The sequence below is a fragment of the Novosphingobium sp. NPDC080210 genome (assembly GCF_050281025.1).
In the GTDB taxonomy this organism is placed as follows: domain Bacteria; phylum Pseudomonadota; class Alphaproteobacteria; order Sphingomonadales; family Sphingomonadaceae; genus Novosphingobium.
Genome location: NZ_JBNNWL010000004.1, coordinates 276,524 through 295,782, shown reverse-complemented (window position 1 = coordinate 295,782; position 19,259 = coordinate 276,524). Strand labels below are relative to the sequence as shown.

General features: G+C 62.5%; 13 protein-coding genes. 3 read left to right on the top strand and 10 right to left on the bottom strand.

Going from position 1 to position 19,259, the window contains the following annotated elements; all coding sequences use genetic code 11:
* Positions 1-66 precede the first annotated feature (66 nt).
* Positions 67-1,581, top strand: coding sequence for an IS21 family transposase (gene istA, locus ACQKOE_RS13150; RefSeq protein ID WP_021238707.1), 1,515 nt, complete (start codon positions 67-69; stop codon positions 1,579-1,581).
* Positions 1,568-2,296 (top strand): IS21-like element helper ATPase IstB, encoded by a 729-nt coding sequence (gene istB, locus ACQKOE_RS13145; protein WP_031304487.1) that lies wholly within the window; start codon positions 1,568-1,570, stop codon positions 2,294-2,296. The genes istA and istB overlap by 14 nt, the downstream gene beginning before the upstream one ends.
* Positions 2,297-2,392: 96 nt before the next feature.
* Here the strand turns inward: istB and ACQKOE_RS13140 are convergent, their stop codons facing one another.
* The 4 genes from ACQKOE_RS13140 to glf all read right to left on the bottom strand — a co-directional run bounded on the left by ACQKOE_RS13140 (position 2,393) and on the right by glf (position 9,281).
* The gene (locus tag ACQKOE_RS13140) at positions 2,393-3,577 is read right to left on the bottom strand and encodes a hypothetical protein (RefSeq protein WP_036527626.1); all 1,185 of its coding nucleotides are present in this window, start codon (positions 3,575-3,577) and stop codon (positions 2,393-2,395) included.
* 276 nt (positions 3,578-3,853) lie between these two features.
* Positions 3,854-5,158: a nicotinate phosphoribosyltransferase gene (pncB, locus tag ACQKOE_RS13135; protein WP_036527766.1), complete on the bottom strand. Its 1,305-nt coding sequence runs from the start codon at positions 5,156-5,158 to the stop codon at positions 3,854-3,856.
* Positions 5,159-5,219: 61 nt separating this feature from the next.
* Complete coding sequence (locus tag ACQKOE_RS13130) at positions 5,220-6,833, bottom strand: MFS transporter (RefSeq protein WP_051586982.1); 1,614 nt, start codon at positions 6,831-6,833, stop codon at positions 5,220-5,222.
* Between the two features lie 72 nt (positions 6,834-6,905).
* Positions 6,906-9,281: a UDP-galactopyranose mutase gene (glf, locus tag ACQKOE_RS13125; RefSeq protein ID WP_228168186.1), complete on the bottom strand. Its 2,376-nt coding sequence runs from the start codon at positions 9,279-9,281 to the stop codon at positions 6,906-6,908.
* A 124-nt stretch (positions 9,282-9,405) separates the two neighbouring features.
* Here glf and ACQKOE_RS13120 point away from each other — a divergent pair, with 124 nt between their 5' ends.
* On the top strand, positions 9,406-11,646 hold the full coding sequence (locus tag ACQKOE_RS13120; RefSeq protein ID WP_255504836.1) for a family 1 glycosylhydrolase: 2,241 nt from the start codon (positions 9,406-9,408) through the stop codon (positions 11,644-11,646).
* 53 nt (positions 11,647-11,699) lie between these two features.
* On the opposite strand, the gene ACQKOE_RS13115 is transcribed toward ACQKOE_RS13120, so the two are convergent.
* The 6 genes from ACQKOE_RS13115 to ACQKOE_RS13090 all read right to left on the bottom strand — a co-directional run bounded on the left by ACQKOE_RS13115 (position 11,700) and on the right by ACQKOE_RS13090 (position 19,205).
* Positions 11,700-12,998, bottom strand: coding sequence for a hypothetical protein (locus tag ACQKOE_RS13115; RefSeq protein WP_162177404.1), 1,299 nt, complete (start codon positions 12,996-12,998; stop codon positions 11,700-11,702).
* A gap of 114 nt (positions 12,999-13,112) precedes the next feature.
* Positions 13,113-15,683, bottom strand: a complete 2,571-nt coding sequence (locus ACQKOE_RS13110) for a TonB-dependent receptor (RefSeq protein ID WP_427513179.1) — start codon at positions 15,681-15,683, stop codon at positions 13,113-13,115.
* A gap of 80 nt (positions 15,684-15,763) precedes the next feature.
* The gene (locus tag ACQKOE_RS13105) at positions 15,764-16,171 is read right to left on the bottom strand and encodes a hypothetical protein (RefSeq protein WP_155986352.1); all 408 of its coding nucleotides are present in this window, start codon (positions 16,169-16,171) and stop codon (positions 15,764-15,766) included.
* A complete protein-coding gene (locus tag ACQKOE_RS13100; protein ID WP_036527613.1) occupies positions 16,153-16,602 on the bottom strand; it encodes a FecR domain-containing protein in 450 nt (149 codons plus the stop codon). Before ACQKOE_RS13100 ends, ACQKOE_RS13105 begins: the two co-directional genes overlap by 19 nt.
* Positions 16,603-16,604: 2 nt before the next feature.
* The gene (locus tag ACQKOE_RS13095) at positions 16,605-17,132 is read right to left on the bottom strand and encodes an RNA polymerase sigma factor (RefSeq protein WP_051586981.1); all 528 of its coding nucleotides are present in this window, start codon (positions 17,130-17,132) and stop codon (positions 16,605-16,607) included.
* A gap of 603 nt (positions 17,133-17,735) precedes the next feature.
* Positions 17,736-19,205 (bottom strand): hypothetical protein, encoded by a 1,470-nt coding sequence (locus tag ACQKOE_RS13090; protein WP_228168185.1) that lies wholly within the window; start codon positions 19,203-19,205, stop codon positions 17,736-17,738.
* Between the last annotated feature and the right edge of the window lie 54 nt (positions 19,206-19,259).

Below are 19,259 nucleotides of genomic sequence, written 5' to 3'. Positions count from 1 at the left end.
AAAAAGGACCCCTTCATCCCGGGGATTTAGTCGGCCGACTGGTTTTGATCAGTTGGCGAGAACGGGATGTTGATCGTGGAGACAGTGGTTCGGATTCGGCGTGAGCATGCAGCGGGTAAGGCGATCAAGGCGATCGCTCGTGACCTTCGTTTGTCGCGGAAGGTCGTCCGCAAAGCGATCCGGTCGCCGGAGGCGGCGTTCAACTATCAGCGCAAAGTCCAGCCGCTGCCGCGGATCGGTCCTTATCAGGATCGTCTCGATGCGCTGCTTGAGGAGAACGAAGGTCGCGGCCGCCGCGATCGGCTACGGATGACGCGTATCCATGACCTGCTGGTGCGCGAGGGGTTCGATGGATCCTATGATGCGGTGCGCCGCTATGCGGCGCGCTGGCGTGCTGCGCGGCGGAAGGATGCTGGCGAAGGCGCACCGGCGTTCATCCCGATGACCTTCCAGCCGGGTGAGGCCTACCAGTTCGACTGGAGCCACGAGGATGTGGAGATCGCCGGCAAGCCGATGCGGGTGAAGGTGGCGCATATGCGTCTCTGCGACTCGCGCGCACCCTATGTCCGGGCCTATCCGCGCGAGGGCCAGGAGATGCTGTTCGATGCCCATGCCCGGGCGTTCGCGTTCTTCGGCGGTGTGCCGCGACGCGGTATCTACGATAATATGAAGACGGCGGTGACGGCCGTGTTCACCGGCAAGGAGCGTGTGTTCAACCGCCGCTTCCTGATCATGACCGATCATTACATGGTCGAGCCGACCGCCTGCTCGCCGGCGGCGGGATGGGAGAAGGGCCAGGTCGAGCAGCAGGTCCAGACAATCCGAGGCCGCTTCTTCCAGCCGCGGCTCCGGTTCGCCAGCCTGGCCGAGCTCAACGGGTGGCTGGAGGCCGAGTGCCGGCGCTGGGCCGAGCATCATGCCCATCCCGAACGCGGGGATATTACCGTCGCCGAGGCGCTGGATATGGAGCGACCGGCCCTGCAGCCGATCCTGGCACCGTTCGACGGCTTCCATGAGAGCGAGCATGCCGTCACCGGCACCTGCCTCATCAGCTTCGATCGCAACCGCTACTCGGTCATGTCGACGGCCGCACGCCGGACCGTTCAGGTGCGCTCCTATGCCGATCGCATCGTCATACGCTGCGGCGATGCGATCGTCGGGGAGCATGAGCGCCACTTCGGTCGGAACCGCACGATATACGATCCCTGGCATTATCTGCCGGTCCTCGCGCACAAGCCCGGCGCGCTGCGTAACGGCGCACCGTTCCAGGACTGGGATCTGCCGCCCGCCCTGCACCGATTACGGCGAAGGCTCGGCACCGGGGACGAGGCCGATCGCAGGTTCGTGCGGGTCCTCTCGGCGGTGCTCACCGATGGCCTGGAGCCGGTAGAGGCTGCCGTGCGCGAAGCGTTGGCGAACGGAACGGCCAGCGACGAGCTGATCCTCAACATCCTCTCCCGGCGCCGCGAGCCGGCGACACCCCACAGCATCGTCACTTCGGAAGACCGGATGCTGCAGCATCCTCCGCTCGCCGACTGTGCCCGCTATGATCTGCTGCGAGGCTATGATGCAGCGGCATGATATGATCGACACGATGCGCGGCCTCGGACTCAAGGGCATGGCGGCGGCGTTCGACGAGGCGGTCACCACCGGCCTCCAGCGCAAGCGCACCACCATGGAGATACTGACCGACCTGCTCCGTGCTGAGGCGACCCACCGGGATGCAGCCTCCATCCGCTATCGGATGACGGCTGCGAGGCTGCCCGTGGTGAAGGACCTGGAGCGGTTCAGCTTCGAGGGCACACCGATCAATGAGGAGATGATCCGCTCCCTTCACGATGGCTCCTTCCTCCCGCCTCGCCGCAATATCGTGCTGGTCGGCGGCACGGGGACAGGCAAGACCCACCTCGCCATCGCGATCACCGCCAATGTCGTGCGAAGGGGCGCTCGCGCCCGCTACTTCAACACCGTCGATCTGGTGACACGCCTCGAAGAGGAGACCCGGATCGGCAAAGGCGGGACCCTGGCGGCGCAGCTGTCGCGGCTCGACCTGATCGTTCTCGACGAGCTCGGTTATCTGCCGTTCGCCCGCTCGGGAGGGCAGTTGCTGTTCCACCTCATCAGCAAGCTTTATGAGCGGACCAGCGTCATCATCACCACGAACCTCGCCTTCGGCGAATGGCCGACCGTGTTCGGCGATCCCAAGATGACCACGGCGCTGCTCGACCGCGTCACCCACCACTGCGATATCGTCGAGACGGGCAACGACAGCTGGCGCTTCAAAAACCGCAGCTGACAGCCACCTTCGGCGCCTTCAAAAATCTATCTTGCGCTGCGCGCGCCTCCGGTCGGGCTACGCCCGCCCTCCGCCGCACGCAGCGCAAGGCCATCTTCAACAAACCAGCATCATATTATCTGAAAAGGGGGTCCCTCTTCGACGCCGATCGGGGGTCCCTTTTGAACGCCGTTTGACAGTCCCCGCCTCACCGGTCACAAGCAACCGATGTTCGTTCGCCAGCCGGCTGACTGGCCGCTTGATGATCCCGGAGACCTTCTCGATTGCTTCATAGAGGTGTTCGACGAAAAATTGGACACGCCGCACCTCGTCGCGATCACCGCCTTGCTGAGTACGCAAGTCCCAGATCGCTGCCGAACAAACACCTAACGTTTCACTCGCCTCATCGAGAGCCCTTACCCACGGATCAAATGGAACTGGATCGGCTGGGCTGATCGACGCCGTCCGGATCAAACTGCTGATCGCCCGAAATCGAACATCCAGGTCCGCAGCTTGCGTCGCGGCGGGGCCACTTGCCAGAATCCTCGCAACGCTATCGGTCGTGCGATGCCGCGCCTCGTCGAGTTCATCAGCGAGGCGCGTCAAACTCTCAATGAAGGCAGGATCACGAGCGATCGCGAGCAGCCCGCGGCGGATCGGGAGTTCAATGTTGAGTTCGGGTGTGTAGCGCGTACCCAGCGCCTTGCGAGTGATCGCGAAGCGCGTTTGAAACCAGTCGGGCGTGAAATGCAGCAGATCGAACCAATAGTGCCGTCGACCCGCGTACTGCGGCTCATTTCGAGAGAAGCGCTCGATGAGCTGGGTCTCATCCCAAAGCTCAATCGTAACGACACGCGGAAGGATTGCGTCGGCGCGAGCTTGCACCCAGCGGTTCCAGCGATCCCTTTCGGAAATCCGATTGCCCACTCGCCCGTCCGATAGGTTGAAGGGTAAGCCGACAATGAAGCGCCCAAGCTGGGGGTGGCGTGCGATCGCTTGGCTTAGCGATTCGGTGAGCTGCGACGCTTCGCTGCTGCCGAACTCGAAGAAATACTTCGCCTGCCAGCCAGTCTCCGATCCATCTGCCTCGACGCGGTAGCATTCGAGGCCAGCGTCAGCCCCAGCGCCCTTACGGTGGAATGGCGCGTCAGGAGCGGTTTCTAACGCGGCGAGTTGACAAATCGCCTCCTCAAAACCGCTATGCTGGCTTCCGTGATGTGGTCGGATGGTGCGAAAATCGATCGTAGGAGACGGCATGGTCGCTCTGATTTTGGAGGTCGCGCCATGCGCGTGTAGATGCATTTTCCGATAGCTTATGCGCAGAGTCGATCCTACCGCGCACTATGGTGCGCGAGCGCGATGTGAATGGTGATTGCCCGGTGATTACCATGCCCGAAACTGAAGGGAAAAATTCCATATTTTCCTATTATAATTCAAGTCGATATACCGGTTCTCGCTCTGAGGTCTGGTACTTCCGGTACCGACGGAAAAGCGTCGGGTAAAAGGAAGGAGGGGGCTGCCCTCCCTCATTCCTGATGGCGCCACGTCCGGTCGCAGACAGCGAACGGAAATCCGCCGCTAAACCACGACCGGCGAGGGGGCATGGCCAGCGGATCCGAAGACCCGCAGATAGCGCTCGATCTCGGCGGGATCGCCGGTCGCCTTGGCGGGATTGTCGGACAGCTTCACCGCCGGACGTCCGTTCGCGCTTGTGACCTTGCAGACGAGGGAAATCGGCTCCAGCCCTTCGTCACCGTCGGGATCGCAGCCGCGAAAATCATTGGTGAGGTTGGTGCCCCAGCCGAAGCTTGTCCGCACACGCCCGTTGAAGTGCCTGTATGTCGCCTCGATCGTATCGACATCCATGCCGTCGGAGAAGATCAGCAGCCTGGTGCGCGGATCGACGCCCTGATCCTGCCACCAGCGGATGATCTGCTCGCCGCCTTCGATGGGCGGGGCGCTGTCGGGGCGGAAGCCGGTCCAGTCCGCAAGCCAGCCGGGCGCATCGCGCAGAAAGGCGGTGGTGCCGAAGGCGTCGGGCAGGGCTATAAGCAGATTGCCGTTATAATGCCGTCGCCACGCCTCCAGCACCTGATAGGGCGCGCGGGCGAGCGATGCATCGTCCCCGGCCAGCGCGGCGGCGACCATGGGCAATTCATGCGCGTTGGTGCCGATGGCCTCCAGATCGCTGTCCATGGCAAGGAGGACGTTAGACGTGCCGATGAAGCGGTCGCTCAACCCTTCCTTCAGCGCCTCGACACACCAGCGCTGCCACAGGAAGCCGTGCCGCCGCCGGGTGCCGAAGTCCGAGAGGACGAGATCGGGCAGCAGCTTCAGCCGCTCCACCTTCTCCCACAGCCTGGTCTTGGCGCGCGCATAGAGGATGTCGAGCGCGAACCTGCCCTTGTTGCGCATGGCCGCGCGCGATTTCAGTTCGTTGAGGATGGCGAGCGCGGGAATCTCCCACATGGTCGTGTGCGTCCATGGACCCTCGAAGCAGAGTTCATACTGACCGTCCACCTTGCGCAGCCGATAGTCGGGCAGGCGGAAATCGGCGAGCCAGGCAATGAATTCCGGGCTGAACATCTGCTGCCGCCCATAGAAGCTGTTGCCGGTCAGCCATATCAGCTCCTTTTTGGCGAAGCGGACCTCCCGCGCATGGTCGAGCTGGGCGCGCAGCTCCTCCTCGTCGATGATGTCGGCGAGACGGACCGAGCGGGTGCGGTTGATGACGGAGAATGTCGCCTCCACATCCGGATGAATGTGCCGGATCATCTGGAGCATGAGGAGCTTGTAGAAATCCGTGTCGAGCAGGCTGCGGACGATAGGGTCGAGCCGGAAATTATGGTTGTAGGTGCGTGTCGCGATGTCAGTGACGGTCATGCTGCGATCCTCCGTGCCATGCGGGTTCGGCCACGTCGCGCCGGCGGGCAGCTTCCCTCCGTCATGCAATCCTGTCGAGCAGATCGTCCAGCGAAGGATCAGGCGGGGGCACCGCATAGCCCGCCTCCAGCACCCATCCCGTGACTTGCCGCCTGGTGCTGAGGCTGAGGCTGCTCCGCAGCCGCTCCTGCAGGCCCTGGATGATCGCCATCTTGCGCTCGCGCAGCTTGATGAGTTCACCGGCGGGGAAGCTCATCGCTTCGCGAAGTCCCGTCACTGAGGAGATGTTGCCGAGGTTGCGGCGGGCAGAGTAGACGATGTGGGACACCACCTCCCTGCGGCCGGTGAAGCCGCTTTCCTGAACGAGGCTCAGGCGATGGAGGGCATAGAGGCCAATCACGGCCGATACGAGGAAGAAGAATTCCCAGTGCGTGAACATGACGCCGAGTTCGGCCGCGCCCTCAGGGCTGGTCCATCGCACGGCAAGGGTGAGCTTGCGCGCGGCGAAGAAGTCGCTGGCCCAGCCGCCGATGATGGGCGCCATGCCGGCGGCGATTGCGCCGATAATGGCGTTGGAGGCGAGATAGCCGGTCGCCGCGCCGCCGGGGCTGAGCTTCAGCACGATATTGCCGGAAGCCAGCCCCACGCCCGCCGCCGCCGCGCCCATGATGATGTGCAGCATGACGAGATAGGCGGACCGGGCTGTCATGCCGTCCACATCGCTGGCAAAGGCCATGGCGACGATGGAGAAGATGAACAGTGGCGTGGCCACGCTCAGCACCGACTTGTTGGAGAAATGATCGCTCAGGCGGCCCCATCCCCGGATGACGGCGAGGTTCGCGATCTGGCTGATGAAGCTGAAGATCAGCACGAACCCCATGCCGAAGCCGAGTTCGCGCACGAAATAGACGGTGAAGAACGGCGTTGCGAGGTTCACGGCGAATTGCCAGCTTGCAAGATAGCGCAGCATCTGCCGGAAGTTCCTGTCGCGCAGCGGCCCGGTCAGCAACCGCCGGATCGGCACATCGTCACTGCCGGGGGGCATACGTGGCTCCGGCACGCGGGCGAGCGCGACCGTGCTGACGAGACCGCAAGCGAAGCCGAAAAGGTAGAGGCCGCAGAAGATGCTGTTGCCGAAAGCCCGGTCCGTCCCAGCCTGCTGGAGCGCGTAGGCTCCGACAATAGTAGCGACCGCGCTAACCGCCGTGCCGAACAGGGTCCGCCGGGCAAAGAAACGCCCAAGCTCCTCCTCCGGCACGAGGTCGCGCATCCAGCTGTTCCAGCTACACGCACCCACCGCGTTGAGGCCGTAGTGCAACAGGGCCGCCGCCATCAGGGATGCGGCGGCGACATTACGGTCGGGGATGAACGGCACGACGGCGTAGATGGGCAGGGCGAGCCGCGCGAGAAAAACACTGATGACGGAGATGCGGCGGCGCGTGCGCAACCGCTCCACCAGCGAAACTGCGGGTGCCTGCAAGATCTGGGTGAACAGGGGGATGGCGGCCAATATGCCGATCTGGACCGTACTCACGCCGACATGCAGCGCGAGCGCAAGGAGCACCACGCCGCTGTTAAGGGCGCCTATGGCGGTGGCGAAGGAGGCGTCGACCAGCAAGGCCCTCAGGCCCTGCTGTACCTCCCGTTCGGACACCTCATCCTGCGGTTCCAGCACGCGTGACGTCCATCTGGCTCGTGAAAGGTCCGGCTCACAACGCGCGAGACGGAAAAGGGAGCCGGATCAATATCATGCGTCGGCAACGACGGTCGTTCCGGCGCGCGCGCCGGTGGCTGCGGGCTGGCGGTCGGCATCCCAGCGCTGCTTCAGGCGGCGATAGGTAGCAAGCGCCTGACCGGCCACCTGATCCATGTTATAATAGCGATAGGTCGCCAGCCGGCCGACAAAGCTCACATCGGGCTGGGCGAGCGCCAGCGCTTCGTAGCGCTTGAACAGCGCCTGGTTCTCGGCGCGTGGAATGGGATAGTAGGGATCGCCCTCACCGCTCGGATATTCATAGGTGATGCTGGTGCGCGGCGCGGTCTGGCCGGTCAAATGCTTATATTCGGTAATGCGGGTGTGCGGAACGTCCTCTGACGGATAGTTCACCACGGCCACGGGCTGAAATTGTTCCTGATCCACCGTTTCGTGCCGGAAGTGCAGGGAGCGGTAGGGAAGCTTGCCGTAGCAATAGCCGAAATATTCGTCGATGGGTCCCGTGAAGACGAGGTGCTGATGCGGATAGGCCTGCCGCACTTCGGTAAAATCGACGCCGAGCAGCAGGTCGATGTTCGGATGGTCGAGCATCCGTTCGAACATATGGGTGAAGCCGTCTCTCGGCATGGCCTGGTAGGTGTCGGTGAAATAACGGTCGTCGGTGTTGGTTCGCGTCGGCACGCGTGAGGTCACCGACTTGTCCAGTTCCGACGGGTCCATTCCCCATTGCTTGCGGGTGTAACCCTGGAAGAAAGTCTCGTAGAGTTCGCGTCCCACCGCCGAGATGACGACATCCTCCGACGTGCGGACGATATCCACGGGCTCTGCGCGGGAGGCCAGGAAGGCGGCGGCCTCCTCCTCCGTCCGCAGATCAAGATGGTAGAGGCTGTTCACCGTCGTGCGGTTGATTGGCATCGGTACCAGGCGGTCGCCGACAGCCGCGAGCACGCGGTGCTCATAGCCACGCCATTCGGTGAACTGCGAGAGATACTCGAAGATGTCGGCCGAATTGGTGTGGAAGATATGGGGGCCATATTGGTGGATGAGGATGCCGGCATCGTCCAGTCGGTCATAGGCGTTGCCGGCGACGTGCGGCCGCTTGTCCACGACCAGCACCCGCTTGCCCGCGTCGCGTGCGAGCCGTTCCGCCATGATCGCGCCGGCAAAGCCTGCCCCGACGACCATGACGTCATAGGATTGCGGGCGGTCTCCGTCTGCGCCAATAGGCGACACCACGGGATAGACGTGGCTGCTGCGTTGCACCGCTTCGTCAATGAGGTTGCTCATCGCGCATTGCGTGAGATCCCAGCTCTCCCCTGCGAGCCGCGCGTCGACGGCGGCCAGCCAGCCGTTTGTGCGGGAGAGGGTAAGCGCCGCGTCGCAGGCGGCGACGAAAGCGTCCCGCCCGTCCGCGATGCGCACCGCCTCGACATCGCCATAGCCGCGCACGACGTCACGCACCGGGGTAGAGACGACGGGGCAGCCCGCGGCGAGATATTCGGGTGTCTTCGTGGGACTGATGAAGCGTGTCGCCTCGTTGATGGCGAAGGGCATCAGGGCGACGTCCCAGCCGCGTAGATAGTCGGGCAGTTCGGCATAGCCCTTGCCGCCCAGATAATGGAGGTTGGGGCGGCGGGGCAGGTCGGCGTCGCTGATCTTCACCACTGGCCCCACGATGACGATGGACCATTCGGGCCGCGCGTCCGCCAAACCTTCCAGCAGCGCGAGGTCCATCCGTTCGTCCACGACGCCATAAAAACCGAGGCGCGGGGAGGGGAGCTCCGCCTGATCCTCCGGCTCCGGACCAGCGGCGCGGGCGGTCGAGAAGTGGGTGGCGTCGACGCTGGATGGAAAGGCATGGACCGAAGGATGGCGCGCGGCCTTTGCCTCGTAGAGACTGTGCCCGCCGGTGAAGACGAGGTCGCAGCTGTCGAGCAGCCGCTGCTCAAGCGGGAGAAGCTCTGACGGCGCGCCCTTGAAGTTCGCCAGCTCGTCCATGCAGTCATAGACGATGCAGTCCGCCGCCAGATGGTCGGAGAAGGGCAGCATCATCGGCGTATAGTACCAGCAGATGAGCGGTCGCGCCGGATCGCGGGTGATCGCGCCGTCGAGCAGGGCGCGCAATGTTTCCGTCTCCTCATGCCGGCTGAGGCCGGCGGGGAGGTGCGGGGTGAGGATGGTGACGCCGGAACAGTCGCAGACATGGGTGTCCAACGTCGCACTTGGCGCATCGTGGATCGGCTCTTCCCAAACGATGACCTTCCGGTCCCGGGCGAAGCGGCTCATCAGATGTTGCGGCCGCTGATAGACGAAGTTCCAGCGCAGGTGACTGAAGCAGATGAGCGTGCCGCCGCCCTCCGTCGGGCTGTCGGGGTTGATGGCGTCGACGTCGCTTGGAATGCCGCTCATGTCTGGAACCTTGCTGAATGATGAACATCGGCAACACGCCGTTCATCGCTCCGGTTCCTGTACAAACCGGCCCAAGTTCAAAGAGATAACACAAGATATCAAGTCGAGAGCGGAAACCTGATCCATGTCAGTCGTTCTGGCGAAGGTCTGGGAGATATGTACGATGAAGAGGCATCTGGAATTATGGGGTGGGCCGGAGTGCACCATCAACAGGGTTCGGGATACATATCAGGATCAGTTCGAGCGATGCGGCCACTATGATCGGATCGACGATCTGAATCTATTTGCCGACATCGGCATAACGACGATCCGTTATCCTATATTATGGGAATGCATTGCGCCTGATCGGCCCGGACAGCATCTCTGGCAGGGCGTGGATGCGCGGATCGACCGGCTGCGCGCACATGGCATCGACGTCATTGCCGGGCTTGTCCATCACGGCAGCGGTCCCTCCTACACGCATCTCCTCGACGATGACGGTTTCGCGCGGGGTCTCGCTGATTTCGCGGCCCGCGTTGCGGAGCGCTATTCCTGGATCAACCAGTGGACGCCGGTCAATGAGCCGCTCACCACGGCGCGCTTTTCGGCGCTTTATGGCCATTGGTATCCGCATGTCCGCGACGAGGGCGCGTTCTGGCGCGCGCTCCTCAACCAGATCGACGGAACCCGGCTCGCGATGCAGGCCATTCGCAGGGTCAATCCCGCCGCGCGGCTCGTTCAGACGGAGGATCTCGGCCGCACCTTCGCCACTGCCGAGTTGCGCGAGCAGGCTGCGTTCGAGAATATCCGGCGCTGGGCGACATGGGACCTGCTGTTCGGGCGCGTACGGCGCGGTCATCCGCTGTGGCGGCGCATGGCCGCGCACGGGCTGGAGCACAGGCTGGAGGCCATTGCGGCCGATCCCTGTCCGCCAGACATCATCGGCATCAACCATTATCTGACCAGCGAGCGGTTCCTCGACCATCGCATGCAGCGCTATCCCGCCCATGCGCATGGCGGCAATGACGGGCAGCGCTATGCCGATGTCGAGGCGATCCGGGTGCTGGAGCCGCCCCCGCCCGGTCTGAGGGGCGTGATAGAGGAGGCGTGGGACCGCTATGCGACCCCGATCGCGGTCACCGAAGTCCATAATGGCTGCACGCGCGAGGAGCAGCTGCGCTGGCTGGCGGAGGCGTGGGATTGCGCCGAGGATCTGCGCAATGAGGGCGTGGACGTGCGAGCGATCACGCTCTGGTCGCTGCTCGGCAGTAGCGGATGGAACACGCTGCTGACCGCCCCCGGCATCTATGAGCCGGGCATATTCGACGTCAGTAGCGGAACGCCGCGCGCGACCGCTCTCGCAGCGCTCGGCACGGCTCTGGCCACTGGCGCTGCACGGCATCCGCTTGCAGCGCAGCCGGGCTGGTGGCGTCGGCCGATCCGGCTTGAATATCCCGCCGTCCGCCGTCCTGCCCCGGCCGTGCAGCACCGGGCGGACAGTTGCAGGGAGCGTGCGCCCATGGGTCGGCCCCTCCTGATCATGGGCGCGACAGGAACCCTGGGGCAAGCGTTCGCGCGGGCCTGTACGCTCCGCAACATACCGCATGTGCTGACGGCGCGGCACGCGCTCGACATCACCAGCGAGGCCAGCATCGGGGCTGCGCTGGACCGGCACGATCCCTGGGCAGTGGTGAACGCCGCCGGCTGGGTACGGGTCGACGAGGCGGAAAGCCATGCCGCCCGTTGTTTTGCGGCGAACAGCGACGGCCCGGTCCGCCTTGCGCGGATGGCGGAGGAGCGGGGGCTTGCCACCCTCAATGTCTCAAGCGACCTCGTCTTCGGGGGCAAGGCGGAAGGGGCCTATGTCGAAACCGACGCGCCCGACCCGCGCAACGTCTATGGCGAGAGCAAGGCGCGCATGGAGGAGGGACTTCTCGCCCTGGCGGGGACGCATCTCATCGTTCGCACCGCAGCCTTCTTCTCTCCCCATGACGAGTTCAACTTTGCCGTCGCGGTCGCTCGCGCCCTGACGGCGGGGCAGCCGTTCGAGGCCGCGGCGGACCAGCGGATCACGCCGACCTATGTGCCGCATCTCGTCAGGGTCGCGCTCGACCTCCTGATCGACGGTGAGCAGGGCCTCTGGCACCTCACCAATGAGACGGAGCTATCATGGGCAGAGTTCGCGGAAGCCGTCGCGGACAGCCTGAACCTGCCCCGGCATCTGATCCGCGCCGTGCCGGGCGCCCGCCTGAACCAAATGGCGCCACGCCCCTCCCGCGTACCGCTCGCGACGGGGCGCGGGGCGCACCTGCCGTCTCTTGCGGATGCCCTCGGCGAGTTTGCGCGGCATGAGAAGAGGCAGCAAGCGGTGCGCGAGCTTGCATGACATGCAAACGGCCATGGATCCGAAGACCCATGGCCGCCGAACATTCAGCCGTCTTACATCCAGCCGTCGAGATCGTCGGGGATGTTGCTCAGCGTACCCTTGCCGGTGATGGCGTTCAGATCGAACGGCTGCGCCTCCAGGAAAAATTCCAGCTGGTCACGCGATGTCACAAGCGAATTGATCACGCGGACTTTCAGGCCTTTGAAGTTCGGGCCGTCGATGCGCAGCGCCTTCAGCGTGACTTTCGATCCATGCGGTATCTTCACGAAGCGCGGATAGTTCAGCAGGCGAAAGTCCGGCTGAACGATCTCAAGCTCGACGTCGATCGGGCCAGCATTCGCGATCTCCATCTCGCCTGAGTTTCCGATCAGAAACTCTGACGGCGAATATTTGGTGAACGACATCTTCAGGACCGCGTTCATCACCGTTTGAACATTCTCGCGCGTGCCGAAGAAAGTGTCGCGGAAGAGGCCGACCGTACGACGCTTTTCCAGCGCATCCTTGAAGGCCGCTTCATCCTCTCCCTGCGTCAGGAACAGGGTGGCGACGCGGTGATCCATCCCCGCCGCCTCCTGCTCCAACGCGGTCCCGAGATGAGCGTCCGTAGTCGCCGCGATATAGAGGTTATATTTCAGGGCCACGTCCATCGCGCTGGGGTGGATGAAATCGCTTTGCGCAACCTCAATCCCCGACAGCAGACCCTCTGAAAACATCCGTTCGAGGAACGGCGTCACCACTGCCTCACCAGGGGAGGAGGAGGGGATGGTCGGATGATTCCACTGGCAGATGGCGCCCTGCCGCTTCGCTTCGCGGAACCGTGCTTCCAGATCTTTCTCGTCCGCGCTGGTCCGGTTCCAGTCGACCCGGAGCTGCCCGCCCGTCTGCTTGAAGGTGCTGTAATGGACTTTCCCCGGGTTCAGCGCATTTGCATCCTTGAGGAAGTGACAATTGAAATGCCCGATCGCGCGCGTGATCTCCGACCCGAGCGAGAGTTTCATGCCGCCGAGGCCAAGCATGCCCGAAGAGATGAACGCGCGGCCGATTTCATAGCTGCGGTTCTTGTTGGTGCCGGTGTCGCGGATCTTTGGCGTGATGATGTCATGTTCCGTGAAGGACACGAACTTAAGCCCGTCATGCGCCGCTTCTGCGAGGCGAAGCGTCGGCCAGGCCGAGCCGTCCGAGAATACGGTGTGCAGGTGCAGGTCGCCGGCGAAAATATGATGTCCGTCCTTCGTATCGGGGAAGATCAGACGCGCGGGCGACGGCGGCCGCTGATCGGATTGCGTCACGAACTCGGCGGAAGCTTCTCCGGCGGTGAACAGCCCTGCGAGCATAGCGAGAGCGGAAACCATTGCGCGGAAGTTTCTATGCTTAACCATAAGATCTCCTGATGAAGGTGGTGTTTGATGAATGGGCTTTGATATCGGTCGTGAAATCAGATTCACCGCACCCACATTGCGCTGGGTTCAGAACTTGTATCCAAGCGTGATGCCATAGGTGCGCGGGGCCGCCGGGAGGTCGGTGCTGGTCGTGGCGGAGTTGAATCGGGAGAGCGGATAGTATGTGTCGGTCAGGTTGCGGACCCAGGCCGTGGCGGAGATATTGTTCTGATACCGTAGTTCTACGCGCGCATTGCCTATGAAGCGCGACTTGGTCACGGCGAAGTTGTCGATGTCGAAATAATATTTGGACAGATACTGACCGTCGGACGCGAGGATGACATCCATCGTATCCGAGGCATGGATGGTATATTCGAAAGCACCGTTCAGGCTAACGCCCGGTGTGAACGGAAGCCGCGCATCCGCACGACGCAGGCGTTCGACGGGATTGGTCGAGATGACCTTCTTGATCTCATTGCCGAGATAGGCGCCGGAGATTTCCAGCTTCAGATCGTCGGTCGGCCTGATGGTCGCGGACAGTTCCGCGCCCCAGCTCTGGGCGTCGCCCGCATTGACACGCGTGCCGCCGGACAGGACGCCCGCGGCAGTGGTGATCTGCGTGACCGCCGTCGTCTGAATATCCTTGTAGTCGTTGAAGAAGATCGCACCTTCAAGCTGAAGGAAGGCACGGGGGGGAAGGATCTTGAAGCCCAGCTCATAGGACCAGACCGTCTCGGCACCGAACGGCGCGGATTCGAGGTCGTTGCTGGGCGTGGTGGCATCGAAGCCACCGCCCTTATACCCGCGCCTGATGGACGCATAGATCGACGAGGAAGGGCCGAAATTCTTGCTGCCGTAGATACGGCCGGACACCTGGGACTTTCGGATGTTACGATCGAACTTATAGGGCAAAAGCGGGAAGATGGCCGGGAGAAGCGATACGCCATAGGGATCGAGGCCCTGCGTCAGGCCATTGAAGTCGACCTTGTCATGCGTGTAGCGGAGGCCGCCGCCGATCTTGAATCCGGAGTCGAACGCCCAGGTTCCATCCCCGAAGACGCCGAAGCTTGTCCGCTTTTGCGTGTAATCGCCCTGGATGATGCCGCGCGTCGTGTCGAGCATCGTAAAGGTCTGGTCGATGCGAACGTCGTCGTGAAATGCCGTCGCGCCCACGATCCAGCTGAACCGCGACGTGTCGTTCTTCTGGAACCGAATCTCGGCATATTCCTGATCGTCTTTGTCGCCGTAGAGGATATTGATCAAACGGATAGGCACCCCGTCCCCATTGTAGATCGCGAGGTGCGAGACATGGCTGTATCCGCCTGTCAGGACGAAGGTGTAATCGTCACCGACGCTCTGCTGCAGACTGCCGGTGATACCATAGCCGGAAACGTTCAGCTTTGTCGGCACGTCCGAATCGACTTCATATCGCGCGTTCGGGGCGAAGCCGTTCTGGGTGACGTTGCGGCTGGGCTGCAATGCCCCGCCGGTCTGCTTCGTACCGTTGACCTTCAGGAATATTTCGGTCCGGTCGGACGGGTTGATCTCTATGATGGCGCGGCCGGCGATGCTTTCGGATCGTGCGACGTCACGGTTCATGCCGGTAACGGGCAGCGGCGGGATGCCGGCAGGCGGCCTGAAGGTCGCGACGGCATTGGCATTGCCGATGTCCGTCATGTAGCCGTCCGTCCTGGTGTATAGCGCGGCGATACGGGCGCTGACGATCGGCGAGATCGGGCCGCCGACCGCGCCCTCCATGCGGGCCGTGCCGAAGGTCGCCAGTTCGGTGCTGACATAGCCGTTCAGCTTGTCGCCCGGACGGCGGGACAGGATGTTGATCGCACCTGCGGTCGAATTCTGTCCATAGAGGGTTCCCTGCGGCCCCTTCAGGATCTCCACCCGCTCGATATCGAAAAATTGGCCGGTCGCGAGGATGGCCGACCCCTGGTAGATGCCGTCGATGTTGAGCGAAGTTGCAGGATTGCCGTTGGGGCGCAAATCGTCAAAGCCAACGCCGCGGATGGTGAAGGTCGGCATGTCACCACCCGACACCTGCACCGTGGCGAGGACGCCGGGCGTCTGGCTCGCCAGGTCGACAAGGCGGTCGGCGCCGCGATTGCGGAGCTGCTCGCCGCCGAAGGCCGACAGGGCGACGGGGACGTCGACCAGGCGCTGCTCGCGACGCTCCGCCGTGACGATGATGTCCCGATCGCCTTCCGCCGCTTCGCTCTCGTCAGCGTCGGGGCGGGACGTGCCGGCGCCGCCGGCGCTCTGCAGGGCGATCGGCATCGCGCGCGGCGACGCCGTGGCCTGCTGCAGAACGACCATGTCGCCGACCAGGCTGGCGGTGTAGCCCGACTTGGCGAGGAGGCGGGCGATGGCATCGGACGCCTTGTACTTGCCCGATATGCCGGCGCTCATATGGGAGCCGACGTCCCCGGACGAGGCGACGACCTGAAGCCCGGTCGTTGCGGAAAACGCCGACAGGGCGGCGGACAGATTTCCGGGCGGAATGGCGAACTGGAAGCTTTTGGCAAAGCTCCCCGCTTCCGCATGCGCTGAACAGGGCGCCGCCGTGGCGGCAATGGCGATGGCGACGTGCAATGCACGGTGAGAAATGTGAGACCCCATGTCGTATCCCCTTGCGAGCACCATCATGTGCTCTCCTTCGAAAGACGCGGGGATCGCCAAAGCCGGACACTGTTTTTTCAGCCCATAGTCTGGCAGGCAGAATTTTCTTATAATGCCTTGTGGAAGCGCAAGATTCCCTGATCGGCCCGTACATCGAAGCCGTTCGCCTTGCCGATGACGGAGAGGAGTGCGGCCGGCCGATCCGTTCGAAAGCGCCCCATGATCGGGATCGCCGCCAGCGCCGCTGGCGGAGCACTGATGACGATCCCGCCCTGCCGGTTCAGAATTTCGACCAGCGTGCCGAGCGTCATGCCGTCAGTATCGATCCATCCTTCCCGCCAGTCGGGACGGGAGGCGTCGAACGGCTTGGGGCGGTCGACGGTGGTGTCGTGGACGAGGCTCTGCCAACCGGCACGCACAGTGACCGCCTGGGGCGACCCGACCGGCTTCAACAGAACCGCTCCGCGCGCCACGGCGAGACTGGTGCTGGCGGATGTTACGTTAAGGTCGAACACCGTCCCAGCACCTGCGCCTCGGCTCGGCCGGCATGGGCGATGAAGGGGCGGCTGGCATCGTGCGCGATGTCGAACCGCGCTTCCCCTGCGATCAGACGGGCGTAGCGGCCCCGGCTCGTTATGGTGACAGTCAGATGGCTTGCGCCGCTGAGTTGCACGAACGACCCGTCTTCCAGCCGGACGTCACGCCGCTCTCCGGGCTTCGTGCTGAACTCCGCGGCCGTATTGACCGGCGACCGAAAGATGGTGAGGCCGGTGATGGCCAGAACGACCGCGCCGAGGCCGCCCGCTATGGCTGCCTTCCGGCTGGCGCGCATCTTGCGGATATCATCATTGGACAGGCGCCCGCCGTCATGGACGCGCGTTAGCGCTTCCTTGAGCGCCAATTCATCGATGGGGGCGTCGCTTCGCGATAGGCTGTCGTCACGCATGGCTAGATCCTGCTCCAACCGGTCAGTTTCCGCTTGGCGAGACCCTGTCTTATGTCGCTGTGCGCACGGAAGACATGCTTTTCCACCGCCGATTGCCGCATGTCTAGGTCGGTGGCGATAACCGCGGGTGGATGATCGTCCAGTCGACGGCGGAGGAAGATTTCCCGTCTGAGCGGCGGCATGTTCTTCAGGATGGCGACGATCGCCTCCACCCGCTCGCGATGAAGCAAGGCCTCATCAATGCGCGGCATGGGGCAGATAAAATCTTCCTCTATGGGGCAAGTGGCAGGCATGCGCGAAAGACGGCGGAAATGATCGTTGATCAGGTTCTGCGCGACAGAAAAACAAAAAGCCTTGAGATTGGCGATCGTGCCGGTCTGCCGGTACCGGTAGATGCGCAGATATGTCTCCTGCACGATATCTTCTTCGTCATTGCCATTGCGCAGTCGCCGGGCGACAAAGCGGGTCAACTCATCGCGGATGTCATCTTCCTGGGCCAGCTCATAGCGAGCTCTGACGGTGGTACGCACGATGCACTCCTCATAATGCGAAATCTGAAGGGAAATGGCGCGCGCATTTACGCTGCACCGCGGTGCGCCGTTAGACCGGGACCATGACGTCTGAGTGACTACGGTCGCAGACCTGCGATGGATGAAGCCTGATGCGTAGACGGCGGTGCCGACTTGCACATCGCGATCTCGCCCTTTGCCAAGCCCCTTTTTATCAGTGTGCGGACTGGCTGATGAACAGCCCCGCTGAACGCACGGTCGGAGGCACCTTCACGCGCGGAAGGCGGTTCTAAGAGTCATATCATCACGGTATCGAAATAAATTGACCATCACCGATCCACGGATCCTGCCTGATGCCTTGGAGATAGAGAAGGCGGACATCGTGCGCTGGACTTCCGGTTGAAAGCCATTTGGAGCGCTAAGCCATGGCGCGCAAGCTGGGTGCATTACCCGCAGCGCGCAGGCCGTATAGCGCCGCTGCCCTTATCGCTGTTCGACATTTTCGTATGAACCGTGGATCCGGGACCATGCGGCTTCCAGCGTTGAGACCGTCCCATGGTCGGCTGACAAGATGCAAGGACCAATGATGACATCCACATCGCATCTCATTGTCAGAGCGGACGGTCAGGACGCATCCACTTGTTCGGCCTCGTTGCGGGTGGGGTTTCTATCGGAGGGAAGCGGAGACTTTGGCTCCACAGCGATGCCGAGAGCGGAAAGGATCATGGCCCGCACAGCAGTACTCTGGATGACTTCCCTCGAAGCGTCGCTCGCCTCTCCCGGCCGGTGCCAAAGGAGGATGCCGCGGGGCTGGTGATATCCCGTGCCGACGTCGCGCTTGAATCGCTTGATCCCGGCCTCCGCAAAGGAAATCCTCTCCTTCACGCCGCCGCCGGAGGGGCGTTCCACATAATTGTCCATGCCTTCCGGCGGCTGCGCCAATCCGAAATTCAGGGTCCTGTTTACAAGGTTGACCTTGTAACAGAGGCGTCTTCCTCCGGCGAATGTCGCAGCTTCCACCAGCGACGCGAAACGCCCCGCATCCTCCGGCGTGTCGAACTCGAAATTGAAATCCGGGTGCATTGCGAGGTTCGAACGATAATCTCCGCTAAACCCGATTGCCCGGACGAAGGCTGGAACGTCGATGATGCGGGCCTGATCGCCGCCGGAGCGGAAAACGGCTTCCTGTCCCATGCTGCTCGCGACGATCAAGGTTCCATCAGTCCGGGTGATATAGTCAAGCAGATAACCTAGCTGATAATCCGCGACATCCATCGCCCGCTGTATATTCTTCGCCTTCAACCTGTCTTCATCGGAGGTCAAAGTGTATTGGAATTCCTCCGGGAAAGCATGCTTCCAATATCGATGCATCATGCCCGCGACATGATTGGTGAAGAACGTCGTGAACTCCGGTTTGGTCCGATGCAGAAGATGCTTAAAGACATCAAAGGCGATCGGCGCCTGCATGATCGAGCGACGCGACTTGTAAAGTGGATTGATCTTTTCAAGAATGACCTGCCGCGCGAGAGCGAGAACGGTCGACAAAGACAAGCCGATCCGAACCAGGCCGAGCATCAGTGTTGCGAGCTCTCTGCTCGGTTTCACGTCGGAGACGATCCCCCCATCCAGTGCTGTCTGGCGAAGGTTGAGCATCTGGAACGGCCTGCATTCGGGCGGGATCGTGCCCGGCTGCGGCGCGAAAGTGTCGGGGATGTAGAAGGCGTACGCGTCGTCGGGCGGGGGAGGATAGGATTGCAGGCTTGCAAAAACACCGACCCGCTTCCCGGCTTTGGCGGCGGTCTCCCACACAGGCGGGAATTCGCTCGCTCTCGTCAGATCCTGATTAAGGAACTCAATTCCATGGCTGCGATTGTCCACCCCCCGATGCAATGTCGGCCACGTTACCCAGGGATGAAGTTCCCCCACATCTGTCGTAACAGTGGTGTAGGATCTCGACATGCCTAAAATATTCGCGAAGTTCCCATGAGGATTTCTTCCAATGTACCAATCAACAACTTGCCAGGATACCTCATTTAGCTCGTATAGAATGACGGGCGTTCCTGTAACAGGTACATCAAAATTCCCGTCTGTCATGAGACGCGTACCTTCTGCCAAGGTGCATTCATGTTCTTTGTATCAAAAGAAAAA

Coding starts and splice junctions, on each gene's coding strand:
- istA (WP_021238707.1), top strand. CDS start 67: ATGTTGATCGTGGAGACAGTGGTTCGGATTCGGCGTGAGCATGCAGCG.
- istB (WP_031304487.1), top strand. CDS start 1,568: ATGCAGCGGCATGATATGATCGACACGATGCGCGGCCTCGGACTCAAG.
- ACQKOE_RS13140 (WP_036527626.1), bottom strand. CDS start 3,577: ATGCATCTACACGCGCATGGCGCGACCTCCAAAATCAGAGCGACCATG.
- pncB (WP_036527766.1), bottom strand. CDS start 5,158: ATGACCGTCACTGACATCGCGACACGCACCTACAACCATAATTTCCGG.
- glf (WP_228168186.1), bottom strand. CDS start 9,281: ATGAGCGGCATTCCAAGCGACGTCGACGCCATCAACCCCGACAGCCCG.
- ACQKOE_RS13120 (WP_255504836.1), top strand. CDS start 9,406: ATGTCAGTCGTTCTGGCGAAGGTCTGGGAGATATGTACGATGAAGAGG.
- ACQKOE_RS13115 (WP_162177404.1), bottom strand. CDS start 12,998: ATGGTTTCCGCTCTCGCTATGCTCGCAGGGCTGTTCACCGCCGGAGAA.
- ACQKOE_RS13110 (WP_427513179.1), bottom strand. CDS start 15,683: ATGATGGTGCTCGCAAGGGGATACGACATGGGGTCTCACATTTCTCAC.
- ACQKOE_RS13100 (WP_036527613.1), bottom strand. CDS start 16,602: ATGCGTGACGACAGCCTATCGCGAAGCGACGCCCCCATCGATGAATTG.
- ACQKOE_RS13090 (WP_228168185.1), bottom strand. CDS start 19,205: ATGACAGACGGGAATTTTGATGTACCTGTTACAGGAACGCCCGTCATT.